The organism is Borreliella carolinensis (assembly GCF_032595855.2).
Taxonomy (GTDB): Bacteria; Spirochaetota; Spirochaetia; order Borreliales; family Borreliaceae; genus Borreliella; species Borreliella carolinensis.
The window spans coordinates 426,842-445,400 of sequence record NZ_CP132453.1; the positions used below are offsets into that span (position 1 = coordinate 426,842).

Consider the following 18,559-nt stretch of genomic DNA (forward strand, 5'->3'; position numbering starts at 1 on the left):
CCTTAAAATAATAAATAGTTACACAGGAGTATATATGGGGCTTGTATTCTTAGGTCCTCCAGGTTCTGGAAAAGGGACTATTTCAAAAATTATTTCTAATGAATTTAAATACCAACATATTTCAACAGGAGATTTATTTAGAGAAAATATTTTAAATTCTACGACTCTTGGGAAAGAAATAAAAAAAATTGTTGAAAGGGGAGAACTGGTTCCTGACCTAATTACAATAAAAATAGTAGAAGATAAAATTAAATCTATTAAAAATAACAAAGATTTTATTTTAGATGGATTTCCGCGCAATATTTGTCAAGCTGAAGCTCTTGACAAATTTTTGCCAAATGTAAAAATAATAAACTTTTTAATTGATGAAGAGTTGGTAATAAAAAGACTCTCGGGAAGAAGAATTTGCAAATCTTGCAATAATATTTTCAATATATATACCCTAGCCACAAAAAACATTGGTATTTGCGATGTTTGCGGAGGAGATCTTTACCAACGAGAAGATGACAAAGAAGAATCCTTAAAAACAAGGCTTAAAGAATATAAATTACAAACAAAACCATTAATAGAATTTTACTCAAAATGCTCTAGACTTAACAATATTGATGCATCAGTTAAGATTGATGAAATGAGAAAACAAATAATTAAAATAATGTTAAAAAAAATTAAATGGAAAAGGTATTCAAAATAAAAATGTTAAAAAAAATTTGCTTTTGCTTGTTAATTTTGCAAGCAAAAATAATTCTTGCTCAAAATCAGCAGAACCTAGAATTCAATAATGAATATTTTTACCTTAATTTTCAATCTGCTTATTATCCTCCCCATGAAATGGGAACAAATGTAAGCAGCTTTTCGCGAAGCTTTAAACAACCTAACTTCCAAAATATTAAACCAAGTTTAAAAATTCCAGTCAATTATTGGGGGGGAATAAAACTAATATCATATTTGGGCTACTATAAAAATTTTAAAGCTTTGCACAATCCCAATTCTATATTTTTTAAAAATAATGGCATAGACATAGATTTAAATATTGGATTGTCTCCTGTAAGCGTCTCATTTAAAAGTAAAGTAAGCTTTACTCCTATTGCTTTTTTAAATTTATATGCATCAAATGAACTTGGTATAGGTTGGCAAGCTTTTGGATTTAAGGGAGTTGGCGTACACATTGAAAATGGAAAATATTCAAATGCTGTTGAATTTTATTCAGAAATAATAGCAGGGGGACGATTCCAATTTGACTTAAACGCTATTTTTCAAGGAAAATGGACACATATTATTACAGTTATTGGAAATGATTTTACATACTTAATCAATCCCCATGCAAAAAACGGCCAACTTTGGAAATATAAAGCAGATGATGGTAAAAATATAAATGGTATGTTAATAAAACCTTACGCTCTTTTAGCTTACAAAATGCCAATAACTCTTAACACTATAGGGCTACTTTACGAGGGAAAAACACAAATTGGCAAAGACAGAAACATAAGCCCTTGGAGAAACAAGGGCTGGGGAAGTGATATTTTTTATCACAACATTTCTATTGTTGCTAATTTTGAAGTTATCAAACCTTTAACACTTGGCCTTCAATTTAAATTATCTACAAGCCCCACATACACAAGTAACACAGCTGGACTGGCTGATATTTCAAAAAGAATAGCAACCGGCAATTCTTATTTTTATTATGATTCCATTGGAATCTCTATAACTTATAAATACTAAAGTCTAATAAATATAAATTTAATATCTAAACTGATTTCTTCCAGAAACTTTAGCCTCATAAAGCTTGCGATCAGCAAGCTTTATGATATTGGTAAAATTATTATCAATAGGAATTTCTTGAGCAAGGCCAATTGAAACAGTCACAATGCTAGAAACACTACTGTGCTCATGAACTATTTTTAAGAACTTTATATCATTAATCATTGTTTTAATAATGCCAATCATTTCATTTAGACTCTTGTTAACAGAAAAAAAAATAAATTCTTCTCCTCCATATCGAGCAACATCTATTTTATATTTTAAAGAAACCTTATATAGAGCTTTAGCGATCAATTTAAGACATTCATCACCATTTGTGTGACCATAATTATCATTGTAATTTTTAAAATTATCAATATCCAACATCCCAACAATTATTATTTCTTTGCTTTCTAAAGCTTTCATCCATGATTTAGAAAATTTATCCATAAAAAATCTTCTATTTGGAATTTGAGTAAGCCCATCAATTCTAGACAAGCTTTTAAAATAATCTCTTAACCTCTTTAATTCAAGATGCGTTTTAACTCTAGCATCAATTATTCGACTATTAAAAGGTTTTAAAATATAATCTACTCCACCAACGTTAAATCCTTCAAGTTGAGCATCTGTAGAACTCTTTGAACTAATGAAAATTACAGGGATCTCTTTAGTATCAGGATCACTTTTTAACTTCTTGCATACCTCATAGCCGCTAATATCTGGAAGTCCTATGTCAAGAAGCACAAGATCCGGACTATCTTTTTCAACCTGCTTTAAAGCATCAAGCCCATTTGTTGCAACCTCAATCTCATAAGCATCTTGCAATATGCTTACCAATAAATCTAAATTGGTGGGAGAATCATCCACAATTAAAAGCTTCTGACTCTCTGCTTCAAAAGCTTTATCTTTAATTATCATTTCCACTGCTAATATCTCTTATTATTAAGCATTTCAATAATCTCTTCAAGAATCTTAGAGCTCTCAGCAAATCTATATAGCCTTAAATTCCTGCGAAGATCACTAAATAATACCTTAATATTATCGTCTAAAACATACTTGTCAATGCTCTCAAGAATTTCTCTGTATTCTCTTGGCTTTCTAGTCTTAATGCCAATTAAAAGTTTATTGAGAAGGTTTAAAAATTGATCATTATTTTTAAAATATAGCTTATTCTCATTAACAATCTTAGAATAAACTAAAACATTTTCCTTTATGTCGCTTATTAGTTGACATAAATCATCTTTTACAAAAAAATACATTTTTTTCAACTCATCAATTGAATTTTTGCTTGTTTCAATTTTTTGAAAATCTTTATACAATTCACTACGCATATTAGAAAGAGCTCCAGAGATTGAATGAGATATATCCTTAACTAAAGACAAATTTTCCTCATCAAAAGCTTTTTCTAAATCAATAATATTAATAGAGATAAAATCAACAAGCCCTCTACATAATTCAGAATATGATGCATATGAAAGATTTAACTCTTTTAAGGCCCTATTAACATCTAGATTGGGAAACTTAACAGGTTGATTGAAATCTTCATTCTTCCAAATATCATTAACTTCAAATTGCAAGTATTTTTTTAATATAGTTTTAATTGAACTTATGTGTATTGGTTTTGAGATATAATCATTCATACCACTTGCAAGACACCTGTCTTTATACTCTTGTAAAGCATGTGCTGTTACAGCAACCAAAACACACGGTTTTAAATTCTTATCCTTTTCAAATTTTCTAATTTCCTTAGCCACTGAAAATCCATCATATCTTGGCATTCGTATATCAATAAAAGAAATAGCATATTTTTTATCTTTTAAAGATTTTAAAGCCTTTACTCCATCATCTACAACATCAATAAAATTCTCATCAATGCCTATTACAACAAGAATATCTTTCAACACTTTTTGATTTACCTGATTATCTTCAGCTATTAAAACATTAATGGGTTCTTTTATCTTAAAAGCACTATCTATTGGAATCAAGTCTTCAAAATTCATTTCTGGGTTACGCTCTTTTTTATAAATAGAACATATACTAAGCCCCATTAAAGGCTTTTTAACATACATATATTTTAAATTTTTCAAAGCTTTATTATCTAAATAATAAAATAAAAAAATAATTTGCACATCAGAGCTTAGTCTTTCAATATTATTGGCAAATCGAATACTCTCTTGAATATTATCGTTATTTACATTTACATAAACAAAACTATAAAAAGGATATTCCTTGAAAACTTTATAAGCATCCTCAAAAGACGCTACATAGCGCACATTAGAAGAACACCCCAATAAAATCGAACAGTGTTCAAAAATTTTAATAGCTTTTTGGCTTAAAAGCACATTTAATACTTTATTATCATCATTTATTGATTGAGATTTATTGATTGACAAATTTTTATTTTTAAGCTCGCCGCCCAATAAAAAGGGCAACATAAATGAAAAAGTGGTGCCCTCCCCCACCTTACTATCGACAGCAATGCCAAGGCCACCCATTAGTCTTACAAGCTCTCTAGATATTGACAATCCCAATCCTGCACCCTCATGAACCCTTGAAGAAGAATCGTCCTCTTGTTTGAATATTTCAAATATCTTAGAAAAATTCTCTTTTTCAATACCCTTGCCTGTATCTATTACCTTAAATTCAACTGTAACTAAAGTCCTATTGCCATCAGCTCTTGTTCTACATATTTCTTCATAGTTTAAAACAACAACACCATCATCTGTAAACTTAAAAGCATTTCCTATTAAATTAATTAAAATTTGTTTAATTTTTGCAATATCACCTTTTATATAATTTTTAAAAATAGATTTAGAATAAGAGAATAAATCAATATTTTTCTTTGCGCATTGAGATTGAAAAGTTTTTAAAACCATTTCCATTTCACTCTCTAAATCAATCTCTTGACTCTCAACATATAATTCATTGACATCTATTTTAGACAAATACAATATATCATCAATTAAAGAAAGCAAAGAATCAGATGAATAATTTATCATCCTAACATAGTCTTTTTGAGCATTTGTAAGAGTGGTTGTATCTAAAAGCTCAGTAGCCGCCATTATTCCGTTAATAGGGGTACGAATATCATGACTGACGTTAGCTATAAAAATGGTTTTAGCAGCATTGGCAGCCTCTGCAATCTTTTTTTCATTCATCACAAAAGAATATCTTCTTTTTTGCTCAAATGATAATCTGAACATAAATATTATTACAAATCCTAAAAAAGTAAAATAAAATAAAATGACTGTTGACACTAGAAATTTAAAATTATTAACCCTGCTACCTTTGGATTTATAATAAATATCAAATTTCCAATCATTTAAATACATCTGACTGCCAACATTAGAACGCATAACAACTTTTTGAATAATTTCTTTCAAGATATAATCCTGATTATAAATAGCAAGACTCAAATCAAAAGCCAAGTCTCTAAAAGTAGGAAGTTTCTCAACATCAACAATATTTAATTCTTCAAAAACAGCAGCAGCTGTATACTCATCGCTAATAATCCCATCTACCTTTCCCTTATAAAGAAGAAGAAGGGCCTCTTTAAAGCTACTTACCAGAATAAGCTTTGATTTAATATTAGAGGCCAAATTCTTACTATATAAAAATTCAAGTACAGCAAACCTTTCCAAAGTTCTAGATGGAAGCACCCTTTTTTTATTTGAAAAAATATAAAGTGGAATCCTAGAATTTAATTTTATATTGAAAACATTATCTAAATTTGAATCGGTTGCATTAGTATTTAGCATATCAATTTTTCCAGATTTGATTAATTTTTTAAGATCTAAACTATTTTGCGCTTCAATTATGTTAAATTCTAAACCTGAAAACATTCTAATCTTATCAAGCAAGAATTGATTTATTCCTTTATAATTATTTGCTTCAACATAATCTATTGGATACCAATTTTTAACAGCAAGATTTAATTTATTATTTTTTGATAACCAAATTTTTTCTTCTATATTAAATTTAACCTTATTCATAATTTTATAACTATTTATTCTAGAACTATTAATCTCTTCTTTATCTAACCAATTTTTATCTATTTGAAGTAAAGATTCAAATGAAATATCATCAAATATAGAATTAAGAATATATTTAATAACCTTGTAAACCCTGTTATCAATAGCTAATACTAAAAACCTATTTTTATTAAAAATCGAATCGTAAGATTTTAATCTGCCATTATATCCATTTAATTTTAATAAATATTTTGTTGTTATTGAATTTTCTATAAATCCATATGAATTATTAACAATATCTGTAAAGTTATTAACAATATCTTTATTCTTATTTAATTGAATGTTATTAAAATTAAAATCAATAAACTGAGAGTTTATTGAACCAGCAGCACTATTTAGGTCTTTAGAATAAAATTTAAAATTAAGAGGATATATTGGCTTACTTACTACATAATTAACATTTTCAAATACACTATCATTGCTAATAATTCCTCCAAAAATGCCTACCGACTTTCCATCTAATGATTTCTTAATATCCTCTTTAGGAAATCCCTTAAAAATAGGCTTAAAGATATGTTGCCTTGAGAGAAGATTCCACAAATCCACTAAAATGCCAGATAATTTTCCCTGTGAATTAATAAAACTCAAAGGAGGATAATCATTATATAAACCAACATCAACAAAATTTCCCTTAGAAGTATTATCTAAAAAAGAAATAATAAGTTCTTCGGGCATTTTCATCAAATAAGAAAACAAATCTAAATTCAAAGTCTTTACTATTTCAGGCGCATTTCTACTAATAGCCACTCTATTTTTGATACTATAAAAAACATCTCCAGGAAAAATCACAAGGTCTTCACCTAAAAACCGCTTTGCAATATAATGTAAAGTCTTACAATCACCATATATATAATCAACCTTATTATTTTTTAAAGCCAATACTAACTCTTGAGAACTATCAGCCAAAAAAATAGTGTTAGCACTTTTTAGCCTTAAGATATCTTCATATATTGTATTTTTAATAACTCCTATATTAAAATTGGATAAAAATGTTGAATGGGTATTTTTATATTTTTTATTAGAGCTTTTAGAAAATAAAATTGAAATGCTCCTAGCAAGCTCATTTTTAAAATAAAAAAAATCATTTAATTTTGTGTTATAAGTCAATCCTAAATATATTGCTTTGTCTTCAATTTCACTTTCATTTAAATTATCAATATGCTCAACTCTGATATCAGCATTATTGTCTTTTGCCCATTTATCTAAAATAGAAAAAATAAGCCCTTCATATTCTCCTTTATTATTCTTATAGTAAAAAGGAAAAAATTGATCTATAAGCTTAAACTTGAAAAAATCCTTGGAAAATAAATTGGTATTGACAAAGCAAACCAAAAGTAAAATTAAAAAATTAGTACTTAAAAAGTTTGCTTTTTTCATTTTATTTTAAAATTTCCTTATTAAAATACAATACTTTTATCCCCGTATAAAAATAAATATACACAATAAATTTAAGGTTTAAAATATAAAAATAAAAACCCTGGCAATAACCTACTCTCCCGCGAACTCGCAGTACCATCAGCGAAAAAGAGCTTAACTTCTGTGTTCGGAATGATAACAGGTGTTTCCTCTTTTCTTTAACCACCAGGGTTTTTACAAGGAAGACAAAAATATGGCCAAAGATACGGGTAATTAGTATTAGTCAGCTTAATATATTACTATACTTACACCTCTAACCTATCAACCTGGTATTCTTCCAGGACCCTTAAAGGATATCTCATCTTGAGGAAGGCTTCCCACTTAGATGCTTTCAGCGGTTATCCTTTCCGAACGTAGCTACCCAGCACTTACCCTTGGCAGGATAACTGGTACACTAGAGGTTCGTCCATCTCGGTCCTCTCGTACTAAAGATAGCTCCTCTCAAATATCCAACGCTTGTGGCAGATAGGGACCAAACTGTCTCACGACGTTCTGAACCCAGCTCGCGTACCGCTTTAAATGGCGAACAGCCATACCCTTAGGACCTGCTCCAGCCCTAGGATGCGATGAGCCGACATCGAGGTGCCAAACCCTTCCGTCGATGTGAACTCTTGGGAAGGATAAGCCTGTTATCCCCGGAGTACCTTTTATTCGTTAAGTGACGGCGCTTCCACTTGCCACCGCCAGATCACTAAGACCTACTTTCGTATCTGTTCGACTTGTCAGTCTTACAGTTAAGCTACCTTATGCCTTTACACTTACAAAGTGATTTCCAACCACTCTAAGGTAACCTTTGCGCACCTCCGTTACTCTTTAGGAGGCGACCGCCCCAGTCAAACTACCCACCTGGCACTCTCCTCATATTTCTATAAGTTAGAAACCTAATTAAACAAGGGTGGTATTTCAAGATTGACTCCACTACCCCTAACGAGATAGCTTCAAAGTCTCCCACCTATCCTACACATATTTAATCAAATCTCAATACCAGGCTATAGTAAAGGTTCACGGGGTCTTTCCGTCTAACCACAAGTAATCGGCATCTTCACCGATACTTCAATTTCACCGAGCTCCACGTTGAGACAGCGTCCAAATCGTTACACCATTCGTGCGGGTCGGAACTTACCCGACAAGGAATTTCGCTACCTTAGGACCGTTATAGTTACGGCCGCCGTTTACTGGGGCTTAAATTCAATGCTTCGAATAAACTAACATCTCCTCTTAACCTTCCAGCACCGGGCAGGTGTCAGTCCCTATACTTCTCTTTGCAGATTTGCAGAGACCTGTGTTTTTGGTAAACAGTCGTTTGGACCATTTTTATGCTACCTAATTGCTTAGGTCGTACTTATTCCGAAGTTACGTACGTATTTTGCAGAGTTCCTTAACGTGGATTCTCTCGCGCGCCTTAGAATTTTCATCCCACCTACCTGTGTCGGTTTGCGGTACGGTCCCTTATAGCCTAACCTTAGAAGTTATTTCTTGGCACCTTGACTACCTACATTTCGTGCCACCTAAATAGCACTCATCATCACATCTTAGCTCTCTTAACGGATTTTCCTATTAAGATCATCACCTTAATGCTTAAACTAGGACAACCATCGCCTAGCAGTAGTTAACCTCATGCGTCACTCCATCGAAACTATAAGAGGTACGGGAATATTAACCCGTTTCCCATCGACTACACTTTTCAGCTTTGCCTTAGGGGCCGACTAACCCTGGGAAGACGACCTTTACCCAGGAAACCTTAGGTTTTCGGCGAATGGGGATCTCACCCATTTTTTCGTTACTCATACCTGCATTCTCACTTCTGATACCTCCATCAAACTTTCCAGTTTAACTTCTCTGGCTTACAGAACGCTCCCCTACCATCTTAACGAAAGTTAAGATCCAAAGCTTCGGTAATGTGTTTAGCCCCGTTACATTATCGGCACTTAAGTACTCGACCAGTGAGCTATTACGCACTCTTTAAAGGTATGGCTGCTTCTAAGCCAACCTCCTGGCTGTTTACGTACCTAAACCTCCTTTTCCACTTAACACATTTTTGAGACCTTAGCTGTTGGTCTGGGTTGTTTCCCTCTCGACTATGAACCTTATCGCCCATAGTCTCACTCCTATTCATCATTTAATAGCATTCGGAGTTTAACTGAGTTTGGTACCCTTTGACAGGCCCTAGCTCAATTAGTGCTCTACCTCTATTAAACTAAAATAAGGCTGAACTTAAATCCATTTCGGGGAGAACCAGCTATCTCCGAGTTTGTTTAGCCTTTCACTCCTATTCACAGCTCATCCCTGCCTTTTTAAACAGACTAGAGTTCGGCCCTCCACTTGGTTTTACCCAAGCTTCAGCCTGGCCATAAATAGATCACTCGGCTTCGGGTCTACCACATCTAACTAAATCGCCCTTTTAAGACTCGCTTTCGCTTCGACTCCAGCACTTCTATGCTTTAATCTTGCTAGACATGATAACTCGCAGGTTCATTATGCAAAAGGCACGCCATCACCGCAATTAATTACGGCTTTGACTGCTTGTAAGTCTACGGTTTCAGTTCTATTTCACTCCCCTCCCGGGGTTCTTTTCACCTTTCCCTCACGGTACTCTTCACTATCGGTAGCTTTTTAGTATTTAGCCTTGGAGAGTGGTCTCCCCAGCTTCAAACAAGGTTTCTCGTGCCTCGTCCTACTCAGGAACATTTTAAAAAGATATTTACATTTAAATTACAGGACTATCACCTTCTTTGGTTAATCTTTCCAGATTATTCTTCTATATAAATATTTTGTAACTTTTTTGCTTATCACAGACTAAGCTTAAACGTCCTACAACCCCATAAATGCAACGCTCTGCAGCTTGACACATTTAAAGTTTGGGCTACTCCCTTTTCGCTCGCCACTACTAAGGGAATCTCTTTGATTTCTTTTCCTCAGGGTACTTAGATGGTTCACTTCCCCTGGTATCGCCTCTATTATTTAAATAATAGATAGCTAGCATCTTGCTAACTGGATTACTCCATTCGGTAATCTTGGGATCAATAAATGTTTGCTTCTCCCCCAAGCTTTTCGCAGCTTACCACGACCTTCTTCGCCTTAAAGCTCCTAGGCATTCACCATAGACTCTTATTACTTTGACCATATTTTTATCTTCCATCTCTATTTTGCCAATTTGTTTATGCAACATAAAATAATATATATCTTTGTTTAATTCATGTCAATATATATTTTATTTTTTATATAATTTAAATAACATATTCAAAAACACTAACATTTAAAAAATATAAAATAAAATTAAGGTTTAAAATATAAAAATAAAAACCCTGGCAATAACCTACTCTCCCGCGAACTCGCAGTACCATCAGCGAAAAAGAGCTTAACTTCTGTGTTCGGAATGATAACAGGTGTTTCCTCTTTTCTTTAACCACCAGGGTTTTTACAAGGAAGACAAAAATATGGCCAAAGATACGGGTAATTAGTATTAGTCAGCTTAATATATTACTATACTTACACTTCTAACCTATCAACCTGGTATTCTTCCAGGACCCTTAAAGGATATCTCATCTTGAGGAAGGCTTCCCACTTAGATGCTTTCAGCGGTTATCCTTTCCGAACGTAGCTACCCAGCACTTACCCTTGGCAGGATAACTGGTACACTAGAGGTTCGTCCATCTCGGTCCTCTCGTACTAAAGATAGCTCCTCTCAAATATCCAACGCTTGTGGCAGATAGGGACCAAACTGTCTCACGACGTTCTGAACCCAGCTCGCGTACCGCTTTAAATGGCGAACAGCCATACCCTTAGGACCTGCTCCAGCCCTAGGATGCGATGAGCCGACATCGAGGTGCCAAACCCTTCCGTCGATGTGAACTCTTGGGAAGGATAAGCCTGTTATCCCCGGAGTACCTTTTATTCGTTAAGTGACGGCGCTTCCACTTGCCACCGCCAGATCACTAAGACCTACTTTCGTATCTGTTCGACTTGTCAGTCTTACAGTTAAGCTACCTTATGCCTTTACACTTACAAAGTGATTTCCAACCACTCTAAGGTAACCTTTGCGCACCTCCGTTACTCTTTAGGAGGCGACCGCCCCAGTCAAACTACCCACCTGGCACTCTCCTCATATTTCTATAAGTTAGAAACCTAATTAAACAAGGGTGGTATTTCAAGATTGACTCCACTACCCCTAACGAGATAGCTTCAAAGTCTCCCACCTATCCTACACATATTTAATCAAATCTCAATACCAGGCTATAGTAAAGGTTCACGGGGTCTTTCCGTCTAACCACAAGTAATCGGCATCTTCACCGATACTTCAATTTCACCGAGCTCCACGTTGAGACAGCGTCCAAATCGTTACACCATTCGTGCGGGTCGGAACTTACCCGACAAGGAATTTCGCTACCTTAGGACCGTTATAGTTACGGCCGCCGTTTACTGGGGCTTAAATTCAATGCTTCGAATAAACTAACATCTCCTCTTAACCTTCCAGCACCGGGCAGGTGTCAGTCCCTATACTTCTCTTTGCAGATTTGCAGAGACCTGTGTTTTTGGTAAACAGTCGTTTGGACCATTTTTATGCTACCTAATTGCTTAGGTCGTACTTATTCCGAAGTTACGTACGTATTTTGCAGAGTTCCTTAACGTGGATTCTCTCGCGCGCCTTAGAATTTTCATCCCACCTACCTGTGTCGGTTTGCGGTACGGTCCCTTATAGCCTAACCTTAGAAGTTATTTCTTGGCACCTTGACTACCTACATTTCGTGCCACCTAAATAGCACTCATCATCACATCTTAGCTCTCTTAACGGATTTTCCTATTAAGATCATCACCTTAATGCTTAAACTAGGACAACCATCGCCTAGCAGTAGTTAACCTCATGCGTCACTCCATCGAAACTATAAGAGGTACGGGAATATTAACCTGTTTCCCATCGACTACACTTTTCAGCTTTGCCTTAGGGGCCGACTAACCCTGGGAAGACGACCTTTACCCAGGAAACCTTAGGTTTTCGGCGAATGGGGATCTCACCCATTTTTTCGTTACTCATACCTGCATTCTCACTTCTGATACCTCCATCAAACTTTCCAGTTTAACTTCTCTGGCTTACAGAACGCTCCCCTACCATCTTAACGAAAGTTAAGATCCAAAGCTTCGGTAATGTGTTTAGCCCCGTTACATTATCGGCACTTAAGTACTCGACCAGTGAGCTATTACGCACTCTTTAAAGGTATGGCTGCTTCTAAGCCAACCTCCTGGCTGTTTACGTACCTAAACCTCCTTTTCCACTTAACACATTTTTGAGACCTTAGCTGTTGGTCTGGGCTGTTTCCCTCTCGACTATGAACCTTATCGCCCATAGTCTCACTCCTATTCATCATTTAATAGCATTCGGAGTTTAACTGAGTTTGGTACCCTTTGACAGGCCCTAGCTCAATTAGTGCTCTACCTCTATTAAACTAAAATAAGGCTGAACTTAAATCCATTTCGGGGAGAACCAGCTATCTCCGAGTTTGTTTAGCCTTTCACTCCTATTCACAGCTCATCCCTGCCTTTTTAAACAGACTAGAGTTCGGCCCTCCACTTGGTTTTACCCAAGCTTCAGCCTGGCCATAAATAGATCACTCGGCTTCGGGTCTACCACATCTAACTAAATCGCCCTTTTAAGACTCGCTTTCGCTTCGACTCCAGCACTTCTATGCTTTAATCTTGCTAGACATGATAACTCGCAGGTTCATTATGCAAAAGGCACGCCATCACCGCAATTAATTACGGCTTTGACTGCTTGTAAGTCTATGGTTTCAGTTCTATTTCACTCCCCTCCCGGGGTTCTTTTCACCTTTCCCTCACGGTACTCTTCACTATCGGTAGCTTTTTAGTATTTAGCCTTGGAGAGTGGTCTCCCCAGCTTCAAACAAGGTTTCTCGTGCCTCGTCCTACTCAGGAACATTTTAAAAAGATATTTACATTTAAATTACAGGACTATCACCTTCTTTGGTTAATCTTTCCAGATTATTCTTCTATATAAATATTTTGTAACTTTTTTGCTTATCACAGACTAAGCTTAAACGTCCTACAACCCCATAAATGCAACGCTCTGCGGCTTGACACATTTAAAGTTTGGGCTACTCCCTTTTCGCTCGCCACTACTAAGGGAATCTCTTTGATTTCTTTTCCTCAGGGTACTTAGATGGTTCACTTCCCCTGGTATCGCCTCTATTATTTAAATAATAGATAGCTAGCATCTTGCTAGCTGGATTACTCCATTCGGTAATCTTGGGATCAATAAATGTTTGCTTCTCCCCCAAGCTTTTCGCAGCTTACCACGACCTTCTTCGCCTTAAAGCTCCTAGGCATCCACCATAGACTCTTATTACTTTGACCATATTTTTATCTTCCATCTCTATTTTGCCAATTTGTTTATGCAACATAAAATAATATATATCTTTGTTTAATCCATGTCAATACTTATTCCAATATTTTAATAAATAAATTTACAAAAATACATTATAAATAAAAATTTATATTTTAAATAGAAAATTCTGCTAAAAATAAACCAAATACATTAAACACTCGAATACAAATTAATACTTAATATTAAGCTCAAAAAAATCAATTAAAAACTTAGCAACACCATCCTCATTATTACTAAACTTTGTCATTTCGTTATTCGCTAAATTAATTTTAAGAAATTCATTGGCATTTTTCATTAAAACCCCTTTGCCAAGATTTTTGAGCATCTCATAATCATTATTATTATCTCCAAAAGCTAAAACATCATACAATGGAATGCTTTCAAGAAAAGCAATATTTTCAATAGCATTATACTTATTAGCATTAATATTGGTAACCTCTAATAAATCTTTAGAAGAAAAAAACACCCTTATGTCCTTGAAATCCTTATCCCTAATCTCATTGTCAAGTTTATTGAGAATTGCCAAATCATCACAATAATAAACAATCTTAGAAACAGAGTCAACGTTTAATTTAGTCAGATCTCCAATAGTAACATTCAGGCCTAAATCCCTAATAAAATGTTTCATAATAGGACTTTTAACATATGCATTAGAATACCAAGTATCAAAAGTATAAAGATTAACATCAACATTGTCTTTATGTATCTTGAGAATTTCTTTTGCCAAGCCATAACTCATTGCATGTCTAAAAATTAAATTTTCTTGCAAAAACACTTCCGCCCCATTCGCCGTTACAAGATAATTTTCATTAATACTCATTTTTTTTAATTGATTCCTAATATTTTTAACTTCACTTAATCTTCTACCGGTTGCAATAATTATTTTAAAATCTTTCTTCAAAGCCAAAAGAACTTCAAGGGTTAAAAAAGTAATCTCATGATTGTTGTTCAATAAAGTGCCATCAAGATCAAAAACCAGCATTTTATATCTCTTATAATTAGAATTCATATATAAATCTCTCTTGTAAAATATACTATCACAAGTAATTTATTCTCAATAAATTACTCTTAAAGAATAAAATAATCAAATTTAATAATATTATATTTTTAAAATTTTTTTAAAATATATTTAAATGAAAATCAACGCCTTGAAACAAATTTGTTATCTTTGATATAAAATCTCCAAGGCTTGTTTATATCACTATCTTGTGCATAATTAATATTGATTCTTTTTGAACAAACTATATTAAAATCTAGATTCATGCCTCTTTGTAAAAAAAGCTCATTATTTCCAATAAGATCAACTTTATTAAAAGCTAAATCAATGTTTAAAAATTTTGTAAGTTTTCCAGGACCATTGGTAAGAATACTTTTCTCCCCCAATAATGGAGAAATGGGCTCTACACTTCTAATTAAAACAGCTTGGGGATTATTTTTATCTGCAGTCACAATGTTAAACATGTAATGCATGCCATATATCATATACACATAAGAATATCCCCCAATGCTATACATAGAACTTGTACGATTTGTTATCTTGCCGCCATAAGAATGACAGGCACTATCTGTTATCCCCATATAAGCTTCCGTTTCAACAATTCTGGTAACCACTTCTTCTTTGTCGATCTTTCTGATCAACAAATTACCAAGCAATAACTTTGCAACGATAGTAGCATCTTGCAAAAAAAAATATCGATCCATAAACCCAATTTTAAAACAAAAAAATAATAAAAAAAATTATTGCCAAAACACACATGCAAAACATAAAAGTATATTGCCCACAATAAAAATAAAAACTAAAATAATTTAATTATCCAATTAATACTATTTTAATAAATTTTTTAGATTTTTAATCCAAAAAAACTTAAAAAGCTAAACTGATTCAACTTAAATCATCTTATATGAAAATGCTAATCTAAAATATAAAATAGAGGACATTGATACATATGTAAAAAATTATAAACTATACACAATATCTCTTATATCTTTTAAAGGTATAAGAGATATTGACAAAGTCATAAGATTTAAATAAAATTTGTAAAAGAATTGTATGTTTAAGGGATCATAGCTCAGGTGGTTAGAGCGCAGGTCTGATAAACCTGAGGTCGGATGTTCAACTCATCCTGGTCCCAATGTATTTCATCGTTTTAAATATGGCAATATTGCTTTAAGCTATAATTAATAATATAAAAGCCCTTCACCCTAAAATTGTACCTGCTATCAAACAATAGCTTAATTAAATATAAAGCCAAATACTGCCAAACACCTGCTAAAGATTTATTTTTTCTAAATTTTAAACTAAAAATTTACCCTGACTTCAAAGATTTTTTCATCAAAATAAAAGTACAAAGAATCGTCAATAGAATTAGCCTTAATTTGTCTTTCTTCTACAAAGAGGCTAATTCAGCCATACCGGAAAATGCGATCGCCTTGTTGCTACTTCACCCTCCTCCTCCTTAAACATACTTAAAGCGCCCCCCTTACGGGTTAGAATAACAACTTAAGCCATCTTCAACTCAAATGGTGTGACGGACGAGTGTGTATAAGGTCTGAAAACATATTCACCGTATTATTCTGATATACAATTATTAGTGATTTTAACTTCATGAAATCGAATTTCAAACTTCAATCCAGACTTAGCTCGCTTTAAGCTTTTGCTTCAAATCACTGTTTCTCTTCGCTTTGTACAGAACATTGTAAACACGTGCGTAGGATATAAGAGTAACAACTTGAACACAAGCCTTACCCTCCACCTTATAACCAAAATCTTATACAAATCCCCATCATTACATAGTGGTAACGATAACAAAAGTTGCGACTCGCTACAAAACTTGCCCCCCCAGACATCACGCTTTAACGACTCACATTAATTCCTAATTAAAAGCTAGTAATGAATGTGGGATGTTTAAAATAGACTACTAGAAAATGTAATCTTGTTTAATTCTTATGATTTAATGACACACCGTAAGTTTTTATAAGAGGCTTGCTTTTGTTTTTAGACATTCTTCTTAGTATCAAAAGATCCCACCTTTAACCCAGAAATTCTAACTTCCTCTATTTCATCTTTAAAATAATCTCTCTAACAAAGTTACTTGAAAAAATGCTTAATCACAATCCAAGGCAAATGCCAAATGGAGGTTAAGGGACTCGAACCCTTGACCCTCGGCTTGCAAAGCCGATGCTCTAGCCAACTGAGCTAAACCCCCAAAATGATCTAAACTTAATAGAGCGCTTTAATATCATTAATAAAAAGCTTAATACATAAATTTCTATTAAACTTAAAAAAATAACACCGGTTTAAAAAATTCTTTTATCAAAAGAAGAGAGTAGGGAAGAGTTAATGGAATTAGCCTTAGTTTATCTTTCTCTTAGAAAGGAGGTGATCCAGCCGCACTTTCCAGTACGGCTACCTTGTTACGACTTCACCCCCCTCACTAAACATACCTTAAATACCTTCCTCCCTTACGGGTTAGAATAATAGCTTCGGGTATCCTCAACTCGGGTGGTGTGACGGGCGGTGTGTACAAGGCCCGAGAACGTATTCACCGTATCATTCTGATATACGATTACTAGCGATTCCAACTTCATGAAGTCGAGTTTCAGACTTCAATCCGGACTGAGACCTGCTTTATGCGTTTTGCTTCACATCACTGTTTCGCTTCGCTTTGTACAGGCCATTGTAGCACGTGTGTAGCCCAGGACATAAGGGCCATGATGATTTGACGTCATCCTCACCTTCCTCCGACTTATCACCGGCAGTCTTATCTGAGTCCCCACCATTACATGCTGGTAACAGATAACAAGGGTTGCGCTCGTTGCGGGACTTAACCCAACACCTCACAGCACGAGCTGACGACAACCATGCAGCACCTGTATATAGACCCCAAACGGGGAATAATTATCTCTAACTATATCCTATATATGTCAAGCCCTGGTAAGGTTCCTCGCGTATCATCGAATTAAACCACATGCTCCACCGCTTGTGCGGGCCCCCGTCAATTCCTTTGAGTTTCACTCTTGCGAGCATACTCCCCAGGCGGCACACTTAACACGTTAGCTTCGGTACTAACTTTTAGTTAACACCAAGTGTGCATCGTTTACAGCGTAGACTACCAGGGTATCTAATCCTGTTTGCTCCCTACGCTTTCGTGACTCAGCGTCAGTCTTGACCCAGAAGTTCGCCTTCGCCTCCGGTATTCTTTCTGATATCAACAGATTCCACCCTTACACCAGAAATTCTAACTTCCTCTATCAGACTCTAGACATATAGTTTCCAACATAGGTCCACAGTTGAGCTGTGGTATTTTATGCATAGACTTATATATCCGCCTACTCACCCTTTACGCCCAATAATCCCGAACAACGCTCGCCCCTTACGTATTACCGCGGCTGCTGGCACGTAATTAGCCGGGGCTTATTCATAAATTAACGTCATCACTTTATCATTTCCTACAAAGCTTATTCCTCATTTATAAAAGAATTTTACAATCTTTCGACCTTCTTCATTCACGCAGTGTCGCTCCGTCAGGCTTTCGCCCATTGCGGAAGATTCTTAGCTGCTGCCTCCCGTAGGAGTCTGGACCGTATCTCAGTTCCAGTGTGACCGTTCACCCTCTCAGGCCGGTTACTTATCATCGCCTTGGTAGGCATTTACCCTACCAACTAGCTAATAAGACGCAGACTCATCTACAAGCGAAGCTTTAAAGGCTTCCTTTCATCAATCAACAAATTAATTGACCTTATTCGGTATTAGCTACTATTTCTAGTAGTTATCCCCATCTCATAGGTAGATCATCCACGCGTTACTCACCCGTTCGCCACTGAATGTATTGCTACATTCCGTTTGACTTGCATGCTTAAGACGCACTGCCAGCGTTAGTTCTAAGCCAGGATCAAACTCTTCGTTATTCTTACTTTTTATTTAAAAAATTAACAGGTTTTGTTTATTCTTTTGGCTTTTAACCTTACTTAACTCTTC

The 18,559-nt window shown here is 34.7% G+C and carries 6 protein-coding genes, 2 tRNA genes and 5 rRNA genes; 3 read left to right on the forward strand and 10 right to left on the reverse strand.

What is annotated here, in order from left to right:
- Positions 1-34 precede the first annotated feature (34 nt).
- Positions 35-691, forward strand: a complete 657-nt coding sequence (locus QIA46_RS02050) for an adenylate kinase (protein ID WP_071983393.1) — start codon at positions 35-37, stop codon at positions 689-691.
- Positions 670-1,719: a hypothetical protein gene (locus QIA46_RS02055; protein ID WP_317268265.1), complete on the forward strand. Its 1,050-nt coding sequence runs from the start codon at positions 670-672 to the stop codon at positions 1,717-1,719. The genes QIA46_RS02050 and QIA46_RS02055 overlap by 22 nt, the downstream gene beginning before the upstream one ends.
- Positions 1,720-1,737: 18 nt before the next feature.
- On the opposite strand, the gene rrp1 is transcribed toward QIA46_RS02055, so the two are convergent.
- From rrp1 to QIA46_RS02095, 8 genes are all read right to left on the reverse strand, one after another.
- Complete coding sequence (rrp1, locus tag QIA46_RS02060) at positions 1,738-2,661, reverse strand: cyclic-di-GMP-producing response regulator Rrp1 (RefSeq protein WP_317268266.1); 924 nt, start codon at positions 2,659-2,661, stop codon at positions 1,738-1,740.
- 2 nt (positions 2,662-2,663) lie between these two features.
- Positions 2,664-7,145, reverse strand: a complete 4,482-nt coding sequence (locus QIA46_RS02065) for an ATP-binding protein (protein WP_317268267.1) — start codon at positions 7,143-7,145, stop codon at positions 2,664-2,666.
- A gap of 98 nt (positions 7,146-7,243) precedes the next feature.
- Positions 7,244-7,354: ribosomal RNA gene (gene rrf, locus QIA46_RS02070) — 5S ribosomal RNA — on the reverse strand.
- 23 nt (positions 7,355-7,377) lie between these two features.
- Positions 7,378-10,306 (reverse strand): 23S ribosomal RNA (locus QIA46_RS02075).
- A 181-nt stretch (positions 10,307-10,487) separates the two neighbouring features.
- Positions 10,488-10,598: ribosomal RNA gene (gene rrf, locus QIA46_RS02080) — 5S ribosomal RNA — on the reverse strand.
- Positions 10,599-10,621: 23 nt separating this feature from the next.
- Positions 10,622-13,550, reverse strand: a 23S ribosomal RNA gene (locus tag QIA46_RS02085).
- Positions 13,551-13,750: 200 nt separating this feature from the next.
- Complete coding sequence (locus tag QIA46_RS02090) at positions 13,751-14,590, reverse strand: Cof-type HAD-IIB family hydrolase (protein WP_317268268.1); 840 nt, start codon at positions 14,588-14,590, stop codon at positions 13,751-13,753.
- 131 nt (positions 14,591-14,721) lie between these two features.
- The gene (locus QIA46_RS02095; RefSeq protein ID WP_317268269.1) at positions 14,722-15,282 is read right to left on the reverse strand and encodes a DNA-3-methyladenine glycosylase; all 561 of its coding nucleotides are present in this window, start codon (positions 15,280-15,282) and stop codon (positions 14,722-14,724) included.
- 357 nt (positions 15,283-15,639) lie between these two features.
- Between QIA46_RS02095 and QIA46_RS02100 the strand changes: the two genes are divergently transcribed.
- Positions 15,640-15,713, forward strand: a tRNA-Ile gene (locus tag QIA46_RS02100).
- 1,000 nt (positions 15,714-16,713) lie between these two features.
- On the opposite strand, the gene QIA46_RS02105 is transcribed toward QIA46_RS02100, so the two are convergent.
- A tRNA-Ala gene (locus QIA46_RS02105) sits at positions 16,714-16,787 on the reverse strand.
- A gap of 166 nt (positions 16,788-16,953) precedes the next feature.
- Positions 16,954-18,489 (reverse strand): 16S ribosomal RNA (locus QIA46_RS02110).
- Positions 18,490-18,559 lie beyond the last annotated feature (70 nt).